This is a genomic window from Exiguobacterium sp. RIT341, assembly GCF_000632205.1.
In the GTDB taxonomy this organism is placed as follows: Bacteria; Bacillota; Bacilli; order Exiguobacteriales; family Exiguobacteriaceae; genus Exiguobacterium_A.
Genome location: NZ_JFYW01000001.1, coordinates 433033 through 453325 on the forward strand (window position 1 = coordinate 433033; position 20293 = coordinate 453325).

Below are 20293 nucleotides of genomic sequence, written 5' to 3' on the forward strand. Positions count from 1 at the left end.
AGATAGATTCCGTCGGACGACCTACGATTTCTAGTGCATGATTTGGTACACTATAGAAATAAAGGAGGTCGTCGACTATGGTGACGCATTATCGTGATTATGAACAATTCAAAATGGTCGTCCTCCCGTTTCTGCTTGAACGTCCAGATACGCATCAGTTGATTCTAGGTATATTAGAACGTGGGGATGAACCGCTCTTGATGGCAACGGCACAAGAAGGCGATCATCGTCTCGTCATATTGCAAACGATACCGGAGCAAGTCATCGTCGCAGGGGATATGTTCTCGCAAGAAGGGATTCGAAAGCTTGCGCGAATTCTGGATAGTCCAGGATTCGTCGGAGAACAGGCCATCTTAGCGCCGCTTTTACTCCCACATTCCATGTATGAGGTACATATGGAACAAGGGATGTATGCATTGACGAAGGTCGAGATGCCACATGTTCCGGAGAACGTCGTCTTCCGACCGGTTTCGAACGATGAAGGACAACAAGCCTTAGAATTTGCGTCCGGATTTTTATATGAGGTCGAAACGCGTCCATCTGATCGACAGCTTACGCAACTCCATCAGTCAATGACGCGACACATTCAGCAAGGAAGCTTGTTCGGATTGTTTAGCGGAAATACGCTCGTCGCGATGGCGGCAGCGACACGTCCCACGCAAACTGGGATTACGATTTCTTACGTCTATACGCCGAAAAAACTACGTGGGAATGGATATGCTTCTTATCTTGTCGCAAAACTATCTGAACACCTCCTACAGTCTTATCCGGTCGTGACGCTCTATACCGATTGGTCGAACCAGACAGCGAATAAAATCTATCAGCATGTCGGTTTCGAGTTAGTCGGACGATCCTTACATATCAAAAAACAAGAACGCTACCGGTGAACATGGCTGATGCTTTTTCAGTCAACGTTCAGGAATTAAAAAATAGAGTACGACAGCAGCCGACCGTCCTATTATCTAAGGACAGTCGGCTGTTTTGTGCCGCGGCAAGTATTAGTTAAATTTAGCGATGATTTTACCACGGACGTGACGTTCAGATAGACGTTGTAATCCTTTGACGATGTCCGCTGCTGGAATCTCCTCTGTGACGAGTGGATCGAGTTCTTTCGTTGCGACCAGTTGTAATAATTCACTTGCCATATGACCAAGGTTTCGGATCGCGCGGTCATCTTCGCTTGCATAAGCAGCCGCAAGTGCTACTTCATGGATCGAAGGGGAGAGCGTGAACGGCTTGACGACCGATTGATCAGGACCGCCGGCGATGAAGGCGAGTTGACCCGAGAAGGCAAGACGTCCGAGATCTGCTGTTGCTTCATTTCGACCGACCGTATTGAAAATCAAGTCAGCGCCGCGATCATTCGTCCAATCGCGAATGACCTCGGTTACATTTTCTTTTTTGTAGTCGATGGCAAGATCGGCACCGAGTCGCTTGACCCACTCATGGTTTTCCGTCGAAGCAGTCGTCGCGACCTTAAGACCCAGGCGTTTTGCGAGTTGAATGCCGATGCCACCCACACCACCTGCACCAGCATGGATGAGAATCGTCTCTTTACCTGTCGTATTCATCTTTTGGACGATCGCTTCATAAGCTGTCATGCCTGCGCAAAGAATCGCAGCGGCTTCAGCGAATGAGACGTCTTCTGGAATCGGGGCAAGAGCACGTGTATCAACAAGTACGTATTCAGCAAAAGCACCATCGCGTTGCAGGTTCGTATGAATCGCTACACGATCGCCGATTTTCACTTCTGCGCCGGGTCCGATTTGTTCGACGACACCCGCTAGGTCAACGCCCGGAATATGCGGGAACGTCCAAGCTGGATTTTTGGTTGCCTTATAGTCGACGGGATTCAGTGCGACCGTCTTGACGCGAATCAAGGCTTGTCCTTCTCCTGGCGTCGGTGTCTTGACCTCTTCGAATGTCCATTGATCAATGGCTGTACCTGAGTGGTTTAACCATGCTTTCATGTTTAATAAGCTCCTTTCGAATACGTGAGTTAATATGAGTGAGAGTAAATTTCGACGAGATTACCAAATGGATCCTCACAGTAGACTATCCGGTAAGGTTTGTCTCCTGGATAGTATTCGCAGATCGACATCCGTTGTTTACCGCCGTGAGGACGATTTTTTCGACGAACCCTTCGACATCTGGGCCTTGAACCGTATAATGCAAGATACCTGTTTCAGGAATTCGCAATTACTCTCGGATTGTTCATTGTTCGGGAATTCAAACAACTCGATGTCGATGCGATCATCTGACGCCATGTGGGCGATCCGGAACTTGTCCCATCATGTACCAAAGACGTCTGTGTACATGACACCGATGGTAGAATCATCTTCGAGGACATCAAATGGTTCCATGATAATATACCAGTCCTTCATCTCTTGATAAAAACGAACAGCTTCGTCGAGATTCGGCACGGAAAGACCGATGTGCGAAAAATTATATGGATACGTCATGTCTAACACTCTTTTTGCAAAATGATTTAAGCATACTTTAACCTGCGCTACACTCCATTTCATAGTACGCACTTTGAAGTAACGACTTTGGGGGAGAGAACAACATGTCGACTGAACAATTTCCGGTCAATCGGGAGCTCGCCATCATCGGCGGAAAATGGCGTTCACAATTATATTGCACGTTAGAGAAAGATACGAAATATTTTTAAGTTACAACGTGCCATTCCCGGGATTTCTCGGAAAGTCTCGACTGATCAGTTGTAGGAACTTGAACGACTCAAAATAATTGAGCAGATTGAGTATGATGAAGCCGTTCTGCACGTCGAATACAAATTGACAGAGGCGTCATTTACACTACAACCGGTCATGAAAGGTTTATGTGCATGGGGGGAAGGGAATCAATTATCCGAATCCTAATCGAGAGGCAGTGAACTAGATGAAGCTAACTTATCATGGACAGTCAACAGTAACGATTGAAACGAATGGTCACCATCTCGTCATCGATCCCTTCTTTAGTGGTAACGATAAAGCGACGACGAATCCCGATGACGTCAAGGCGGACTTCATTCTTTTGACGCATGCGCATGCCGATCATATGCTTGATGCAGAGCGGATCGCGAAAGCAACGGGGGCGACGATCATCGCTACGCATGAGTTGGCAACGTATTTAAGCTTCAAAGGATTGAATGTCCACCCGATGAACCTTGGCGGACAGTTTGAATTCTCGTTTGGTAAAGTAAAGATGACACAGGCATTCCATTCATCAAGCATCATCGATGAAGAGAAACAAACCATTACGTATATGGGGATGCCGGCTGGATTCTTGCTGACAATCGAAGGCAAAGAAATCTATCACGCAGGCGATACGGCACTGTTCGGGGATTTAGCCCTTTATGGCGCCCATCACGAAATCGATTTAGCCTTCTTACCGATCGGTGATAACTTCACGATGGGTCCGGATGATGCGTTGATCGCTGCAGATATGTTGCAAGCGAAAGCAGTCGTACCGATCCACTACGATACATTTGATTTAATCAAACAAGATGCGAACGCATTCTGTGAACAAATTGAAGCGCAAGGTCAAACTGGTCATTTACTCGCGATCGGCGAGTCACTCGAATTATAATCCGTTCTTAAGCAAAGGAGAGGAAACGTCAAGGTTCCTCTCCTTTTTGTCGATTATTCTTCTGGAATATCTGTAGTTCATCCGATTATGCTTCCTTCTTCCGCCCGATGGCGAAACGGTGAACTTCTTCTATGATAAGAAGGGGCTGTTGACAGCCGATTCAGATATTCGGAATAATGGTAGACATGAGATGGAGGGACTGACATGGAAGAGCATAACAGTAGGAGTGTGCGGAAACGAAAACAATCGTCGTTCACACGCTTAAAAAATAAACAAAAACAAAAGATGGATGCACGGTTGAACCGCATTGGAGAAAAAGGACCAGTGAAGCGACCGCTTTATTTATACGGTGGTGTCGTTCTCGGACTTGTCGTCATCTATTCGATTACATTGCTCGTCTCAACGGAATTGTTATCGCGCGGCGAAACATTCAAGACGACGAATCGCTATAAGTCTCTCGCTATCGAGGCACCGCACGCAACGGTACAATTCGTTCGAAGCACAGACGGAAACGTCCAAATCAAACTCGTCGATAGTGCATCGAGTGGAAAACGACTGAAAATCAGTACATCGACGAATACGGTAACGGTGACAGGACGAGATGGTTGGCTGTCTCGACTCGGCAATCGTCCGAGCGAAAAAACAGCAGACTATACGATTCAAGTGGGACTACCGAGTTATATGAACCGTGTCGATGTCGATGCTGGAACACTTAAAGGAATGGGCATCTACGCAAAAACGATCGAGATGGACGGAGAAGCGATGAGTCTCGATAAAGTAAAAGGCGATGAGATTACACTGAATGCAACACGTGCGATTTCCATCAAAGAGATGGATGCCGTCCATGCGCAAGTGACAGGTGAAAGTGTTTCTCTTGCGGAATATGTGGCGAAGTTGAGTCTCGACGTCACAACGATTGACGGCGCGACGAAGCTAAAACCAAATAAATCAGCCGGTACGATTACGATTGACACAGGAGGCGATATTAAAGCCTCTGACCGATATACGAAACAAAAGAATAAGGATGAGACAATTTATGAACTGTCGAAACAAGAAAAACCGGAAGTGACAGTCAATAGTGAAGTCGGGCAGGTGACGCTCGAGTGAAATTAAAGTTTCGGATTGGACTACGAACGGTCAAGACCGGTATCGCGGTAGCTCTTGCGCTTAGTATCTCCTGGTATGTGTTCGATATTTATTCGGGAATGGGGGCTGTCGCAGCAATTGTTGCCATGCAACCGACGATTCATCGGTCGTTTAAAATCGTCTTCAACCGGATTTTCGGAACAGTACTTGGATTAATGTGTGGTCTTGCGATTGTTGCGACACTTGGGGCGAATCCGCTGACGATTGGACTCGCCGTAATTGTCTCGCTCGTCCTTAATTCGATGATTGGAAGAACGGATATGTCGACGTTCGCGGCCTTTGCCATCGTGTTGATGTTCGAGAGTCCGACCGCCGACTACGTCCACTATGCATTATCACGTTCGTTGTTGACTGTCGTCGGTGTGTTATCTGCTGTCCTCATCAATTACATCGTCTTCCCGCCACATTATGAGGATCGTTTACTCTTGCTTGTCAAAAAAACGACGCAACAGTTGATGGAAGATTGGCGGAGTCTTGTGCAAGATGATACGAGGCTGCTTGCCGTTCGGAAACAAATTCTCAAACATGAAGAAATGATGTTGATGCTTCAAGAAGATCAAAAATATCCATTGATGGCAAGCGGTCAAAGTGAAGCGTTCATCCGACTGAAGGAGCTTGTCGATCTTGAAGACAAGTTGCTCGTCTTGCTTGAAAGCATTGCCAGTCATCGGGATATCCCGATGACAGAAGAACAGGAAAAGACGCTCGGCCAGGAAATTGATTTCTTACTCAGCCATCATTACGATGTCATCTTCTCCCACGAACGAAAACAAGCGATGTTCTCATTCGATCAAGAATTAAGCGAGGCGAAGGATATCATCCATGGGCATTTGCTCGATTACCGGGAACAGTTAGAAAAAATGAAGTGAAGATGAAAAAGCGCTGTCTCTCCTAAGTGATATTTAGGAAAAACAGCGCTTTTTTGTGTAGCGTCATTGACGTAAGGATTGGACGACATCTGGATCAGGTGTGACGTAAAGTGTCGTTTGATCCGTATAGATGACGAAGCCGGGTTTTGCACCACTCGGTTTTTTGACATATCGTAACTCCGTAAAATCGACCGGGACTTGGCTCGATTCACGTGCTTTCGAGTAGTAGGCGGCAACAATCGCTGCTTCTTTTAACGTTGTCTCATCCGGTGCATCACTTTGAATGATGACGTGCGATCCTGGGATATCCTTCGTGTGTAACCACGTATCGGACCGACGTCCAAACTTGAACGTCGCGTAATCATTTTGTTTATTGTTCTTTCCGACGAAGAATGGAAGGCCGGTCGAAGAACGATATTCTTCGAGTTGTGGGAGTTGTGGTTTCTTTTTCTTCTTTTGTCGTTCGCGCAGATAACCTTCTTCGACGAGTTCCTCGCGCATTTCCCGGATATCTTCCGGGGATGCGACATCGAGTTGGGCAAGCAAACCTTCGAAGTACGCAATCTCGGCTTGGTTCTTCTCAAGCTGGCGCGCGACTTCGACTTTGGCGGTTTTTAATTTGTTATACCGTTTGTAATAACGCTGTGCGTTCTCGTTTGGCGAGAAGCGGGGATCAAGCGAGATCGTGATTTCAGCACCGTCTGGATCATAGTAATCGACGACGGTTGCTTCCTTCATCCCGCGTTCGAGCTGATAGAGATAAGTCGTCAGCAGTTCTCCTTTATGCTTCCATTCATCCATTCGTAACGTCGCTTCTAAATCTTTTTCGAGTTTTGAGCGCTTTAAGATATTCTTATCGTACTCACTCTTGATGAACCGTTCGAGATCGGCCGCTTGTTGTTTGACACGATCGCGGTTTGCTTTTTGATGGAAGAATGCGTCGAGGACTTGACCACTCGTCGCGAACGTCTTTTCGTCAATGATTGAACCTTCCGTTAAGCGGACCGGTGCAAAGCGTTCCTTGCCGCCTTCCATCCGTTGCAATACATAAGGACCGTTTAGTTCTTTTAAGACGTCCTGGAAAGCGGTAGCAAGATTCGTCCGGTTCGCAAGACCTGCCCGCGTGACGACTTCCTTAGCAATTTGTGGAGACAGACCACTGAAGAGACCAAGTAACTGGCGATCCAGTTTCCCAGCGTTCCAGTCGATTCGGTGGAGTGCCTTTTCGATATCTCCTGTGAGTGGATCCACTTTATCCTGTGCTGGTGGAAGTTGATAGGTCATCCCTGGCATGATCGTCCGGAATGTATTTTGACTGAGTGGTAAGTGTTTGATCGCATCGAGGATCTTATCTTGTCCATCGGTCAAAATGATGTTCGAGTGTCGTCCCATCAACTCGACATAGATTTTTTTCGCTTCCTCATCGCCAAGTTCGTTGCGGGAACGGACACGTAAGACAATGATCCGGTCGCGTTCGAGTTGTTCGATCGATTCGATGAATCCGCCTTCGACATGCTTGCGAAGCATCATACAGAAGAGTGGGGGTTCACTCGGGTTGCTGACCGCTTCCGACGTAATGTGCATCCGTGCATACATGGCATTCGCAGAGGCGAGCAACAATACGTTTTTTCGCTCGGCCCGGACCTGGAATACTAAATCCAATGTATATGGTTGGTATACCTTATTGATCCGTCCTCCGACGAGCGGTTGGAGTTCTTTGACGACGCGTGTCGTCATCAATCCGTCAAAAGCCATACGATTACCTTCTTTCTTGATTTCGTTCTCACTTTCTAAAGGTAACAGAAATGGCATCGTTATGGTATGATAAAGCAGTCGAGCTAAAAAAGATGACTTGCGAACTTCCTATCTCTACTGCTAATATGAAACAATGTGAAGTTTGTGAGATGGAGGGGTTTTGAAGTGATTTTCAAAGAGCGTGGCTTATTACTCGTATTATCTGGTCCAAGTGGTGTCGGAAAGGGAACGGTCTGTCGTGCCTTGCGCGAAGATCAGGATAACGATCTGCATTACTCGGTATCCTGTACGACGCGCCAACCGCGTGAAGGAGAAGTAGATGGTGTCCACTATTTCTTTAAATCGCGTGAAGAATTCGAAGAGATGATTGCGAACAATCAACTCTTGGAATATGCTGAATTCGTAGGGAACTACTATGGAACACCTGTCGAATGGGTGAACCAGATCCTAGATGAAGGAAAAGACGTCATTCTCGAAATCGAAGTTCAAGGGGCCATGCAGGTCAAAGAACATTTTCCGGAAGCTGTCTTCTTATTCCTTGCACCTCCAAGCCTCCAAGAATTACGGAACCGCCTCGTAGGGCGTGGAACGGAATCGGAGGAAGTCATTAAGCAACGTCTTCTCGTCGCTAAGGAAGAGATCGAGATGATGGATGCCTATGACTATGTCGTGACGAACGACGAAATTCATAAAGCCTGTGACCGGATCCAAGCGATCGTCACAGCGGAACATTGCAGTCGGGAACGTGTCGCGTCCCTATATAAAAAAGCCATGGAGGTTAAGTGATATGTTATATCCATCAGTTGATAAGCTTCAAAAGAAAGTACCGTCGAAATATACAATCGTTACAGTTGCCGCTAAGCGTGCGCGTCAAATCCAAGACGGGAAACGCGTGAAAGTCACGAACCCAAAATCGCATAAACCGGTCGGGAAAGCTTTAGAAGAGCTTTATTTCGAAGAAGTATCCGTCACGAACCAACCGCAAGACTAATTTTGAAGCAGCCACTTGTCATCGTGGCTGTTTTTTTCAATAAGGAGGACACCTACATGTTAACCAACCGAAACATTCTACTGTGTGTCGGCGGTGGAATCGCTTCCTACAAATCAGCAGCACTCGCTTCAAAGCTTGTTCAAGCAGGCGCACATGTTCAAGTCGCGATGACGCGTAATGCGCAACAATTCGTCGGTAAGACGACGTTTGAAGCACTGACGCGAAAAGCGGTCTATGATGACGTCTTCATCGAGCATGATCCGTCAAAGATCGCCCATATCGATTTAGCGGACGAAGCGGACCTGATCGTCGTCGCACCAGCGACCGCGAATTTAATTGCAAAACTCGCGCACGGGATCGCGGATGATTTCATCACGACGACGATCCTTGCAGCGACATGTCCCGTCATCGTCGCACCAGCGATGAATGTCAACATGCTCGAACATCCGGCGACAGTCCGCAACATCGAACAACTGAAGCAGGACGGTGTCCAGGTGATTGCACCGGGAGTCGGAAATCTCGCATGTGGTTGGGTCGGGAAAGGTCGTTTACCTGAACCGGAAGACTTAGTCGCAACACTCTCAACGTTCTTTGAAGAGAAGTATCTAGCCGGACGAAAAGTCTTGATCAGTGCGGGACCGACCGTGGAACGGATTGATCCGGTTCGTTACTTGACGAATGATTCTTCCGGAAAGACAGGAATTGCACTAGCAGAGGCGGCAAGAGACGCAGGTGCCGATGTCACGCTCGTCCATGGACCACTTCGGATCGGATTACCGACCGGGATAGCGACTATTGCTGTTGAATCAGGAGAAGAGATGCTTGAAGCCATGTTACGTGATTATGAAACGCAAGACATCGTCATCATGTCCGCTGCCGTAGCTGACTATCGACCGTCTATCCAGTACGATCAGAAGCAGAAAAAAATCCACGGACCACTTCGAATTGAACTCGAAGAGACGACCGATATTCTGAAGACGCTTGGTGAGCAGAAACAACATCAGCTATTAGTCGGATTTGCGGCTGAGACGACGGATGTCGAGACGTTCGCTAAACAAAAACTCGTCCGAAAGAAAGCCGATTTCATTGTCGCGAATGATGTGTCACGATCTGATATCGGATTCGTCAGTGATGAAAATGAAGTCGTCGTTTTTGGAAAGAACGATTCCGTTACGCGATACGATCAACAATTGAAATCGACGCTCGCCAAATCGCTCATGCGCCAATTCGCGGAGGCATTGGCATGATAGCCGAAGTCATCGTTGACGTCGCAGCAGCAACGGTCGATCGTCCGTTCGATTATGCCGTTCCAGAACTCTGGCAAGAGCTGATCGTTCCCGGTATGCGCGTCGAAGTACCATTTGGTCCACGGGCGTTGCTTGGAATCGTCGTCGGAACGAAAGCAACGTCTGATCTGACGAACGTCAAATCGATCGTCCGTGTCTTAGATGAGACCCCGACCTATACACAGGAATTACTCGAGTTATCGGCGTATCTATCGGAAACGACTTTGTGTTTTCAAGCGACGGCATTGCTTGCGATGCTGCCGGCTGCCTTAAAGGTGAGTTATGATAAACTGGTCATAGTCGAGTCGGGCCCACTTCGGGCATATCATGGCAAGAAAATGAGTCAATTGCCAACGGAAGTCCAACAAATCGTCTTAACAGCGGCGAAACAAGCTGACGTGACGCTTCAACCGGTCATTCGCGAGAAAAAGACGTCTAAGATCGATAAACGGATTCGTCTTCTAGAGGAGCAAGCAACTTTTACGAAACAAGCGAGCCAACAAGCGGCACTTTACTCGTATATTCAAGAATTTCCGGATGCGCTTTGGAGTGAAGTCAAGCAGGCAACGGGCGCAACGAGCGCGACGTTGAACGCCCTCGAGAAAAAGAGCATCATTCAAGTCGAGACGATCGATGTTCGGCGAAATCCTTATGAACATCTCGTCCAAGACATCTTTGTGCCGTCCTCTTTGACGGAAAAGCAACAGGAAGCTGTCTCGGCGATTACGGCTGAAGCTGAGACCGGAACGTTTTTGTTACATGGCGTAACAGGAAGCGGTAAGACGGAAGTGTATCTTGAATCGATTCATGCACAACTCGAACGCGGTAGACAAGCGATCTTGCTCGTCCCAGAGATCAGTCTGACGCCGATGATGGTCAAACGGTTTAAACGCCGTTTCGGAGAACGGGTCGCTGTCTTGCATAGCGGTCTATCGCTCGGAGAAAAGTATGATGAGTGGCGCAAAATCGCCCAAGGCGAGGTCGATGTCGTCGTCGGTGCACGGTCTGCTGTGTTTGCGCCGCTGACGAACATCGGAATCATCATTCTCGATGAAGAACATGAAACAACTTATAAGCAGGAAGAGAATCCGCGCTATCATACGCGCGACGTCGCAAAATGGCGGGCAGCCTATCATCGTTGTCCCGTCGTGCTCGGAAGTGCAACACCGTTACTCGAGACGTATGCACGGGCACAAAAAGGGGTTTATCGTTACTTACCGCTTCGTGAACGATTCGGTGGGGAACTGCCTCCAGTCGACATCGTTGATATGCGTAAGGAACTCGAACGGGGCAATCGTACGCCGTTCAGCCTCGCGCTAGTCGAAGGCATCAAAGAACGCATCGAACGTGGGGAACAGACCGTCTTACTCCTGAACCGTCGCGGATATACGACCTTCGTCTTATGTCGGGATTGCGGGGAGACGCTACAATGTCCGCATTGTGCCGTGAATTTAACCTATCACCAACATGAAGATCGCTTGAAATGCCACTACTGTGGGTTTGAAGCCGCAATGCCGAAAACTTGTCCGTCCTGTGAATCGACGAAAATTCGTCAGTTCGGAACGGGTACGCAAAAGATTGAGGAAGAATTGGCACACTTGATTCCGGAGGCGCGAATCATCCGGATGGATCAGGATACGACGTCGCGTAAAGGTGCGCATGAGAAATTACTCGATGCCTTTGAACGCAAGGAAGGAAACATTCTGCTCGGAACACAGATGATCGCAAAAGGTCTCGACTTTCCGAACGTTACACTCGTCGGAGTGATTGCTGCCGATGCGACGCTTGGTATTCCGGATTTTCGAGCAAGTGAGCGCACGTTTCAGTTGATCACCCAAGTGTCGGGTCGTGCCGGACGGGGTCAACTCGCTGGTCAGTCAATTATCCAGACTTACAACCCGGAGCATTACGTCATTCAAACGGCCAAACAGCATGATTTCGAAACGTTTTATAAGCGAGAGATGCAATTGCGAAAGCTCGGTGGGCATCCACCATTTTGGTTCCTTGGTCTGATTACAGTTTCAGCAGCGCATCCGCTCGAAGCACAAGCAGAAGCGCAGCAAATCGCTTCCGAGCTTCGTGCCTTTGAATCTGAGGATTTAGTCGTCAATGGACCGTTTGATGCACCACTCGCTCGACTCAAAAATATGTACCGGCAACAGGTCTTAATTAAACATAAAGGACAGGAGGATGTCCGGACACATCTCCGTGATATCTTATCCCGTCGTCAAAAATCAAAAACACAAGTCGCGATTGACTTGAATCCATTTGTATTCATGTGAGGTGTCTGTATGTATAAAGTAGTAGAAGTACCAAATGATGTATTACGACAGGTGTGTGAACCTGTCACGAAGTTTGATAAAAAACTCGGTAAAATGATCGACCGGATGTTCGATACGATGTACGAATATGACGGGGTTGGTTTAGCCGCACCGCAAATCAACCAGCCGATTCGTGTAGCCGTCGTTCATACCGATGATGAGACGGGACCAATCGAGCTGATCAACCCGGAAATCATCGAAGCGGACGGTTCGCAAATCGATGATGAAGGATGTCTCAGTATGCCGGGCATCTTCGGACCGGTTGAACGGTTCGACCGAATCGTCGTCAAGTCTCAAGATCGTCTTGGGCGGACGGTTAAAATCAAAGCAAACGGTTTTTTTGCACGTGCCATCCAACACGAGATGGATCATTTAGATGGTGTCCTGTTCACGGATAAACTCGTCGAGCAAGAAAAACCGCGCGTCGTTTTCATGGGTACGCCTGAGTTTGCGGCAGGAACGCTGCGTGAAGTCATCGATGCTGGGTATGACGTCGTCGGTGTCGTCTCACAACCAGATAAACCAGTCGGACGAAAACGGGAAGTCAAACCGACGCCTGTAAAACTCGTCGCGATGGAACACGACATTCCTGTGTTGCAACCGAAACGAATTCGAGAGGATTATCAAGATGTTCTCGATTTAAAACCAGATCTCATTATCACGGCAGCTTACGGTCAGATCGTCCCGACCGCTATTCTCGAAGCACCACGTTTTGGGGCGATCAACGTCCATGCGTCACTCTTACCGAAATATCGTGGCGGTGCACCGATTCATCAAGCGATCATCGATGGAGAAAAAGAGACAGGTGTGACGATCATGTATATGGTCGATCGGCTAGACGCAGGTGATATGTTGTCAAAAATCATCGTTCCAATCGAAGAGAACGATACAGCCGGTTCGATGTTTGAGAAGTTAGCGGACGCAGGAGCGCGCCTGTTACTTGAAACGTTACCACGTCTGTTAGCAGGTGAATTGACACCGGAAGCACAAGTCGAGGAAGAAGCGACATTTGCGCCGAACATTTCACGTGAGCGGGAACGACTTGATTTTACGCTACCGGGTGAGACACTCTACGATCAAATTCGTGGGATGAATCCATTCCCGAGTACGTATACGATGCTTGGGAACGATCGCTTAAAAGTCTTTTTCGCAACGAAAGTCTCAGGAACGGGACGACCGGGTGAAATCATCGCATTAGAAGCGGATGGTCCCGTCATCGCGACAGGTTCCGAAACAGCGTTGAAGCTGATCGACTTACAGCCGTCCGGCAAAAAACGGATGGATGGTGCCACGTTCATGCGCGGGATTGGTCAATCGCTTGAACTCGGACAACAAGTAGGTGAGAACGCATGAATGTACGCGACGCAGCAGTAACGACACTGATGAAAATCGGACAAGGTGGCGCCTTCTCAACAATTACGGTCCACCAAATGCTTGAAAAACGCGCCATCTCGGCGTCAGATGTCGGCTTGTTCACGGAACTCGTTTACGGGACGCTCAGTCGTGAATTGACGCTTGATTATATTTTAGAACCATATTTAGCGAAACAGAAAAAACTTGATCCATTCATGCGCCCATTGTTAAGAATGAGTGTCTATCAGTTGTTTTATCTCGATCGTGTACCGGATCATGCCGTCATTCATGAAGCCGTTGAAATTGCTAAAAAACGTGGGAAAGTCCATGTCTCGAAAGTTGTCAACGGAGTGCTACGGAATGTATTACGGGCGGGAATGCCTCATTTCGCTGAAATTGAGCCTGCTGCAAAACGAATCAGCATTGAAACGAGTCACCCGCAGTGGCTCGTCGAACGTTGGATCGAACTGTTTGGTCCGGAAGAAACGCTTCAGATCTGTCAATTAAATAACACACCGGCACCGGTCACGGTCCGCATCAATCGCACGAAAACGACGCGGGAGGAAGCAATCGAGCTTCTACTCGATCAAGGTGTGACGGCAAAACCATCTACGGTCGCGCCGGACGGTCTCGAAATCGAACGAGGAAGCGTCCAAAAAACTGATCTGATTGACCGTGGGTATCTTTCTCTTCAGGATGAGAGCTCAATGCTCGTCGCCCGTGCGCTTGGTGCAGAAGCATCCGATCATGTACTCGACAGCTGTGCCGCACCTGGTGGGAAAGCGATGCATATTGCTGAAGGTTTGACGACGGGTACACTACAGGCACTTGATCTTCATCCACATAAGATTAAATTGATTGAACAGCAAGCGACACGATTAGGTCTTACGACTGTTCGAGCAGAAGCGTTAGATGCCCGTAAAGCAGGGGAACGCTTCGAAAGCGAATCCTTTGACCGGATTCTTGTCGATGCACCTTGTTCAGGACTTGGTGTCATTCGGAGAAAACCGGATATCAAATGGACGAAACGTCCAGAACAACTCGAGCAACTCCCAAAAATTCAACGAGACATCTTGACATCTGTCTTACCACTCGTTAAAAAAGGTGGAATCTTCGTCTATTCGACTTGTACGATTGATCCGACCGAAAACGAGGAGCAGACAGCGTTCATTCTCGATCAGGGTTTTGACTTTGATGCATCTTTCGCGGAACGCATGCCAGAATCCGTGCGACATCTGATTGGGAATCGAGCAGAACTCAAGTTGTTACCGACGACAGTCGGAACGGATGGCTTCTACATTGCCGCGTTTAAGAAACGAGAAGATTGATACGAACGGAGGACTGTCATGGAGTTAGCTCACCTTTCGACCACTGGGAAAGTCAGGACTAAAAATGAGGATACGGTATTACTCATCGGGAACGCTGAACGTGGTCTTGCTGTCGTTGCGGATGGTATGGGAGGTCACGCTGCTGGCGATATCGCAAGTGCGATCGTTCGCGAGGTATTTGAAGCATCCTTTTCCCTCATGCCAAATCGCCCGATGGAATTGTCCGAATGGATAGAACAACGTGTAGCCGAAGCGAATGCCCGGATTCTTCAGTTTTCAAAAGAAGAACAACTTGCGATCGTCGGAACGACCATTGCCTGTGTGTGCTGGGTCGAGGATTTGCTCGTCATCGGTCATGTTGGAGACAGTAGGGTCTATGCTCTTGAAGGTACGGCGTTAAAACAATTGACGGATGATCATTCTTACGTCAACATGTTACGACAAATGGGAGAGCTTTCGGACGAGGAAGTCGAAAATCATCCACGTAAAAATGTCATCACACGATCGGTCGGCTCGAACGAAACGGTCGAAGTCGACATTCAAGTAAGAGATGCTCCAGACTATGACCTCGTCCTTGTGTGTAGCGACGGGTTGACCGATGAAGTGCCAGATGGTGTCATTGAACAAATCATCTTACGGGATGATCCGCTTGATGAGATCGTCGGACAATTGGTGAAAGAAGCGAATGCTCGAGGAGGCGCGGATAATATTACGATTGCCGCCATCCGGTTCAAAGAAAGAAAGAGGGTCTGAATATGCGATACGGAAATCGATTAAATGACCGCTACCGCATAGAACGGCTAGTTGGAAGTGGCGGGATGGCGAATGTCTATCAAGCCTATGATGAGATTTTAAAGCGTCATGTTGCCATTAAGATTTTACGGACTGAATTTTCGCATGACGAACAGTTCATTCGTCGATTCGAACGTGAAGCGCATGCTGCTACCAGCTTGAATCATCCAAACATCGTTGCCGTCTATGATGTAGGCGAAGAAGATGCCATCTATTACATCGTCATGGAGTATATCGATGGTATGACATTAAAGACATTTTGTGAAAATCAAGCATTACCTGTGCCGCAGGCCGTCGATATCATCGCTCAAATTTGTGATGCGATCGATCATGCCCATGCACACCGAATCATCCATCGCGATATCAAACCGCAAAACATGTTGATTCGAGAGGATGGTACCGTCAAAGTAACGGATTTCGGAATCGCTGTGGCGATGTCGAATGCGACTCTGACGCATACGATGTCGGTCCTTGGGTCTGTCCATTACTTCTCGCCAGAACAAGCTAAAGGTAAATTTGCCGATGAGAAGTCGGATATCTATTCGCTTGGTGCTGTCTTATACGAACTTGTGACAGGACAAGTCCCGTTTGAAGGTGATTCACCGGTTGCGATCGCTTTGAAGCATCTGCAAGATACACCGCGTCGTCCATCCGTCTTGAATCCGAAAGTGCCACAAGCGCTTGAGAACTGTATCATGCAGGCGCTCGCAAAAGCACCGCATGACCGTCAGCAGTCCGTCGCAGCCTTTAAGGCAGATATGGTGACGGCGTTGTCTGACGAACGAGCAAGTGAAGGCATCCGAGGTGCAGAAGAGGATGAGATGGAAAAGACGATGGTCTTATCACCTGTACAAGTGCCAGAAGAATCAAAAGCGGAACCGGACACACCTGTCGTCACGACCGTTCAACCGAAACCGTCAGAAAAGAAAAAGAAAAAACGCTGGTGGGTCATCCTATTATTACTTGTATTACTCGGTGGAGCGGCTACGACGTTTGCGATGTGGCCGGATCCTACCGTTACGGTACCGTCCGTCGTCAAAACGGATGGAGATGAAGCGGAAACGAAGCTTGAGAAACTTGGATTTGTTGTCGAGACGACAGAACGAAACAGTGATACGGTCGATGAAGGAGACGTGATCAGTCAGACACCGCGTGAAAACGCGCAGGTGAAAAAGGGCTCAACAGTCAATTTGGTCGTCTCAACCGGCAGTGCTCCGGTCGAAGTGCCAGATGTAACGGATGATGTTGAAAAAGAAGCAATTGCGACGTTAAAAGAAGCTGGATTTGCTAAAGTCGAGGTCGAACGTGAAAAGTCGGATGAAATCGAGCGAGGTAATGTGATCCGGCAATCGATCTCGGCTGGTACGGAGGTCATCGCGAAAGAACAAACGATTACGATCACCGTCTCGGAAGGAACATCTTCTTTCGAGTTGAAGGATTTGACGAACTTATCGAGTGACGAAGCAAAAGCCTACCTGGACGAAAAAGGGCTCGATGGAACGTTCGAGCAAGAATTTTCTAGCGACGTGAAACTCGATCAAGTTATCCGTCAATTCCCACAAGCAGGGACTCAAGTCGAACCGAACGACTCCGTGACGGTCTTCATCTCAAAAGGTGAGGAAGAAAAAACGTTGACAGCGACGTTCCCTGAAAAGGTCGTCTATGACGCGGTCAGCGAGAACGAGGACGAGGAACCACCGAAACAAGTCATCCGGATTGAGACGGAAGATGCGAAAGGGAAGCGGACCGTCATCGAGGAATCAATTGACCAAGATGAGACATTCGACGTGCCGGTGACGATTGATCCGGGAGAAGAAGGCAAGATTACGATTTATAAAGACGATACGGTGTATCGTTCAAAAACCATCACGTACAATCAAGCAAAAGACGCACAGTGAATGTGATGAAAAAGGAGTGCATAGGATGACGGAACAACGCATCGAAGAGAATCGAGAAGGAACGATCATACGCCTGCAGGGTGGCTTTTATGATGTCATGACACCAGAAGGAGAGGTCCGTTCACGGGCAAGAGGGAATTTCCGAAAACGCGGCATCAGTCCAGTCGTTGGAGACGAAGTCGTTCTTCATATCGAAAGTGAGACCGGGTATATTCTCGAAGTGAAGGAGCGGGACAACTTTTTAGTACGCCCGCCTGTCGCGAATATCGATCAAGCGTTGCTTGTCGTCTCGGCTGCAGAACCTGATTTTTCAGCGCACTTGCTCGATCGTTTCCTCGTCTTGATCGAAGCGAAGGAAATCCAACCCGTCATCCTGTTAACGAAGATGGACTTGCTTGATGATGTCAAAGGTCCTGCAGTTAGAGAGGCAATTGCCGCTTACCGGAAGATTGGTTATACGGTCATCGAGACATCAAGTGAGACATTGACAGGTGTTGAACAAGTCCGTCCGTTACTGGCCGGGAAAACGAGCGTTCTTGCCGGACAATCCGGTGTTGGGAAAAGTTCGCTCTTGAACGCACTTGAACCAACACTCGACTTAGAGACGAGTGCGATTTCGAAATCACTCGGACGTGGACGGCATACGACACGTCACGTCACGTTGATGCCACTTGCCGAAGGCTTGATTGCTGATACACCAGGTTTCTCGAACCTTGATTTTCCGTATGATATGGAAATCGAGGATGTACGGTGGAGTTTTCCTGAATTCGTGGCTGTACAGGACGAATGTAAGTATCGAGGATGTTTGCACTTGAATGAACCCGGATGTGCCGTCAAGGAAGCCGTCGAAGCACAAGAAATCATGTCCTCTCGTTATGAGAACTATGGTATGTTTATAGACGAAATCAAGAATCGAGCCCGGAGGTATTGAAGATGATTAAAATTGCACCATCTATCTTATCAGCAGATTTTGCGAATCTTGAGCGTGATGTCAAAGCAGTCGAGGCAGCAGGCGCGGACTATATCCATTTCGATGTCATGGATGGTCAGTTCGTACCGAATATCTCGTTTGGACTACCTGTGCTCAGCAGTTTACGTCAAAAGACGGATATGGTCCTTGATGTCCATTTAATGATTGACCAGCCAGAACGTTTCGTTGAAGATTTCATTAAGGCAGGGGCAGATATCGTGACGTTCCACGTCGAAGCGACGAACCACGTCCATCGTGTTTTACAACAAATCAAGCTAGCTGGTGCAAAAGCAGGGGTCGTCTTGAATCCTCACACGCCATTATCAACGATTGAACACGTCCTTGAGGATGTCGATATGGTCTTATTGATGACGGTCAATCCGGGCTTTGGTGGACAAGCCTTCATCGAGAGTGTCATGCCAAAACTCGCATCACTTGCACAAATGAAAGCAGATCGTGATCTGACATTTGAAATCGAGATTGATGGTGGCGTCAACCCGGCAACAGCAAAACTTTGTATCGAAAACGGTGCGAACGTTCTTGTCGCGGGATCAGCAATCTACAATGCACCAGATTATGCGGAAGCGATCACTAGCATTCGTCAAGGGGCTGCCGTATAATAAGAACGAGAAAACGAAATATGATGACCGCAAGGGGTGTCGCTTGAAAAGCGGCTGAGAGGAGTCTTTTAGACTTTAACCCTTCGAACCTGTTCCGTTCAAACGGACGTAGGGATGTGGCGCACGCAGGCAGTACGGCGTTCGTCGTACTGCCTTTTTGCGTCCTCTCGTACAATGAAGGAGGAAAATAGCATGAAACGGTTACAAATGATGATGGAAATTGCCATCTTCGCCAGTCTCGGAGTCGTCTTTGATTTACTGATTCCATTCAAAATGCCACAAGGTGGCTCGATCAGCTTAGCGATGTTACCGATCTTCGTCATGGCATTTCGCCACGGGGTCGTCGGAGGGGTCGTCACGGGAGCGCTTGTCGGTACGATTCAATTGATGTTCGCTCCACAAGTCTTGACGATCGTTCAACCGATGCTTGACTATACGATTGCGTATGGTGTCGTCGGATTAAGTGGTCTGTTCGCGCGTCAAGTCAGACTAGCCGCACGCAATGGACAAAAGAAAAGCTTGATGGCGTTCGTTCTCCTGGCGACGTTATTAGGCGCAGGACTCCGTTATATCTGTCATGTCATCAGCGGAATCGTGTTCTTCGCGAAATATGCAGAAGGTCCAGTCGTGCCATATTCATTAGTTTATAACGCGACATACATGGTACCATCTTATGTTTTATGCGGTGTCGTCGCGGGTCTCCTCTTTACAACTGCGCCACGTTTACTACGTTATTCAGCACGAGGCGTCTGAGATGCGGACGATTCTCGTGTGCGCCGGTCCTCAAGAAGAAGTGCCGGATTTACGGACGTTTTGTCAGCCAGGTGACTTTATCGTCGGTGTCGACGGTGGTGTTCAGACGATTGAATTGTTTGGGCTGACATGCGACCTGACGATTGGTGATTTTGATTCGCTTGGTTATGTACCTGAAGGGGCAATCGTTCATCCGGCCGAGAAAGATGAAACGGATCTCGAACTGGCACTTCGTACAGTTTCAGAGAAGAAACAGTTTGAGGATACCTTCATTATCGGGGCGACAGGTGGGCGGCTCGACATGACCGTCCAAAATGTATATCTATTGAAGCGATACCCAGAGGCACGACTCGTGACGAAACGAGAAGAGGTACGATACTTGGCTGAGGGAACGTATGCAGTCGAAGCCGAAAGCTATCATTATCTTTCGTTCATTCCACTCGTACCATCGACTTTAAGCTTATCCGGAGTCAAATATCCACTTGATACACATCCAGTACCGGTCGGAGGTTCCTTGACCGTCAGTAATGAATGGAGTACGTCAGAAGCGAAGGTAGAGCTCCATCAAGGAGAACTATTGATGATGCGGACGCTTAAGGAATAGAACAATCATACAAAAAGAG

At 48.1% G+C, this 20293-nt stretch carries 19 protein-coding genes, 2 pseudogenes and 1 riboswitch; of the genes and pseudogenes, 18 read left to right on the top strand and 3 right to left on the bottom strand.

From position 1 onward, the window contains the following. Positions 1–77 precede the first annotated feature (77 nt). A complete protein-coding gene (locus BW42_RS02135) occupies positions 78–887 on the top strand; it encodes a GNAT family N-acetyltransferase (protein WP_035406859.1) in 810 nt (269 codons plus the stop codon). 111 nt (positions 888–998) lie between these two features. Here BW42_RS02135 and BW42_RS02140 read toward each other — a convergent pair whose 3' ends face one another. Both BW42_RS02140 and BW42_RS02145 read right to left on the bottom strand, forming a co-directional pair. After that, positions 999–1970 carry a zinc-binding dehydrogenase gene (locus BW42_RS02140; protein WP_035406862.1) on the bottom strand — a complete coding sequence of 324 codons (972 nt, stop codon included), beginning with the start codon at positions 1968–1970 and terminating at the stop codon, positions 999–1001. A gap of 29 nt (positions 1971–1999) precedes the next feature. Then, positions 2000–2462: pseudogene (locus BW42_RS02145) on the bottom strand (VOC family protein). 315 nt (positions 2463–2777) lie between these two features. Between BW42_RS02145 and BW42_RS16500 the strand changes: the two are divergent. From BW42_RS16500 to BW42_RS02165, 4 genes are all read left to right on the top strand, one after another. Then, on the top strand, positions 2778–2879 hold the full coding sequence (locus tag BW42_RS16500) for a winged helix-turn-helix transcriptional regulator (protein WP_231496886.1): 102 nt from the start codon (positions 2778–2780) through the stop codon (positions 2877–2879). 19 nt (positions 2880–2898) lie between these two features. After that, positions 2899–3588, top strand: a complete 690-nt coding sequence (locus tag BW42_RS02155) for a metal-dependent hydrolase (RefSeq protein ID WP_035406865.1) — start codon at positions 2899–2901, stop codon at positions 3586–3588. 204 nt (positions 3589–3792) lie between these two features. Beyond that, positions 3793–4695: a hypothetical protein gene (locus BW42_RS02160; RefSeq protein ID WP_035406868.1), complete on the top strand. Its 903-nt coding sequence runs from the start codon at positions 3793–3795 to the stop codon at positions 4693–4695. After that, positions 4692–5603: an aromatic acid exporter family protein gene (locus tag BW42_RS02165; protein WP_035406871.1), complete on the top strand. Its 912-nt coding sequence runs from the start codon at positions 4692–4694 to the stop codon at positions 5601–5603. The genes BW42_RS02160 and BW42_RS02165 overlap by 4 nt, the downstream gene beginning before the upstream one ends. Before the next feature lie 63 nt (positions 5604–5666). Here BW42_RS02165 and BW42_RS02170 read toward each other — a convergent pair whose 3' ends face one another. After that, positions 5667–7358 carry an NFACT family protein gene (locus BW42_RS02170; RefSeq protein ID WP_035406875.1) on the bottom strand — a complete coding sequence of 564 codons (1692 nt, stop codon included), beginning with the start codon at positions 7356–7358 and terminating at the stop codon, positions 5667–5669. Positions 7359–7526: 168 nt separating this feature from the next. Between BW42_RS02170 and gmk the strand changes: the two genes are divergently transcribed. The 13 genes and pseudogenes from gmk (at position 7527) to BW42_RS02235 (ending at position 20274) form a co-directional block, all read left to right on the top strand. Next, positions 7527–8144 carry a guanylate kinase gene (gene gmk, locus BW42_RS02175; RefSeq protein ID WP_174316772.1) on the top strand — a complete coding sequence of 206 codons (618 nt, stop codon included), beginning with the start codon at positions 7527–7529 and terminating at the stop codon, positions 8142–8144. A gap of 1 nt (position 8145) precedes the next feature. Further along, positions 8146–8349 (top strand): DNA-directed RNA polymerase subunit omega, encoded by a 204-nt coding sequence (rpoZ, locus tag BW42_RS02180; RefSeq protein ID WP_029342114.1) that lies wholly within the window; start codon positions 8146–8148, stop codon positions 8347–8349. A 56-nt stretch (positions 8350–8405) separates the two neighbouring features. After that, complete coding sequence (gene coaBC / locus BW42_RS02185; RefSeq protein ID WP_035406877.1) at positions 8406–9596, top strand: bifunctional phosphopantothenoylcysteine decarboxylase/phosphopantothenate--cysteine ligase CoaBC; 1191 nt, start codon at positions 8406–8408, stop codon at positions 9594–9596. Continuing rightward, positions 9593–11917 (top strand): primosomal protein N', encoded by a 2325-nt coding sequence (gene priA, locus BW42_RS02190; protein ID WP_035406880.1) that lies wholly within the window; start codon positions 9593–9595, stop codon positions 11915–11917. The genes coaBC and priA overlap by 4 nt, the downstream gene beginning before the upstream one ends. Before the next feature lie 9 nt (positions 11918–11926). After that, positions 11927–12364, top strand: a pseudogene (gene def / locus BW42_RS16505) (peptide deformylase); the annotation flags it as partial. 24 nt (positions 12365–12388) lie between these two features. Then, positions 12389–13309: a methionyl-tRNA formyltransferase gene (fmt, locus tag BW42_RS02200; RefSeq protein WP_035409509.1), complete on the top strand. Its 921-nt coding sequence runs from the start codon at positions 12389–12391 to the stop codon at positions 13307–13309. Beyond that, entirely contained in the window at positions 13306–14637 is a 1332-nt protein-coding gene (gene rsmB, locus BW42_RS02205) for a 16S rRNA (cytosine(967)-C(5))-methyltransferase RsmB (RefSeq protein WP_035406883.1), read from the top strand. Before fmt ends, rsmB begins: the two co-directional genes overlap by 4 nt. Positions 14638–14655: 18 nt before the next feature. Continuing rightward, a complete protein-coding gene (locus BW42_RS02210) occupies positions 14656–15390 on the top strand; it encodes a Stp1/IreP family PP2C-type Ser/Thr phosphatase (protein WP_035406886.1) in 735 nt (244 codons plus the stop codon). 2 nt (positions 15391–15392) lie between these two features. Further along, positions 15393–17327 (top strand): Stk1 family PASTA domain-containing Ser/Thr kinase, encoded by a 1935-nt coding sequence (gene pknB / locus BW42_RS02215; protein ID WP_035406889.1) that lies wholly within the window; start codon positions 15393–15395, stop codon positions 17325–17327. Positions 17328–17352: 25 nt separating this feature from the next. Next, positions 17353–18258 (top strand): ribosome small subunit-dependent GTPase A, encoded by a 906-nt coding sequence (gene rsgA / locus BW42_RS02220; protein WP_035406891.1) that lies wholly within the window; start codon positions 17353–17355, stop codon positions 18256–18258. Between the two features lie 2 nt (positions 18259–18260). Then, positions 18261–18917 (top strand): ribulose-phosphate 3-epimerase, encoded by a 657-nt coding sequence (gene rpe, locus BW42_RS02225; protein WP_035406894.1) that lies wholly within the window; start codon positions 18261–18263, stop codon positions 18915–18917. Between the two features lie 22 nt (positions 18918–18939). Then, a riboswitch (TPP riboswitch) is annotated at positions 18940–19049 on the top strand. Between the two features lie 60 nt (positions 19050–19109). Further along, positions 19110–19670: an energy-coupled thiamine transporter ThiT gene (thiT, locus tag BW42_RS02230; protein ID WP_035406897.1), complete on the top strand. Its 561-nt coding sequence runs from the start codon at positions 19110–19112 to the stop codon at positions 19668–19670. Between the two features lies 1 nt (position 19671). Next, complete coding sequence (locus tag BW42_RS02235) at positions 19672–20274, top strand: thiamine diphosphokinase (RefSeq protein WP_035406900.1); 603 nt, start codon at positions 19672–19674, stop codon at positions 20272–20274. Positions 20275–20293 lie beyond the last annotated feature (19 nt).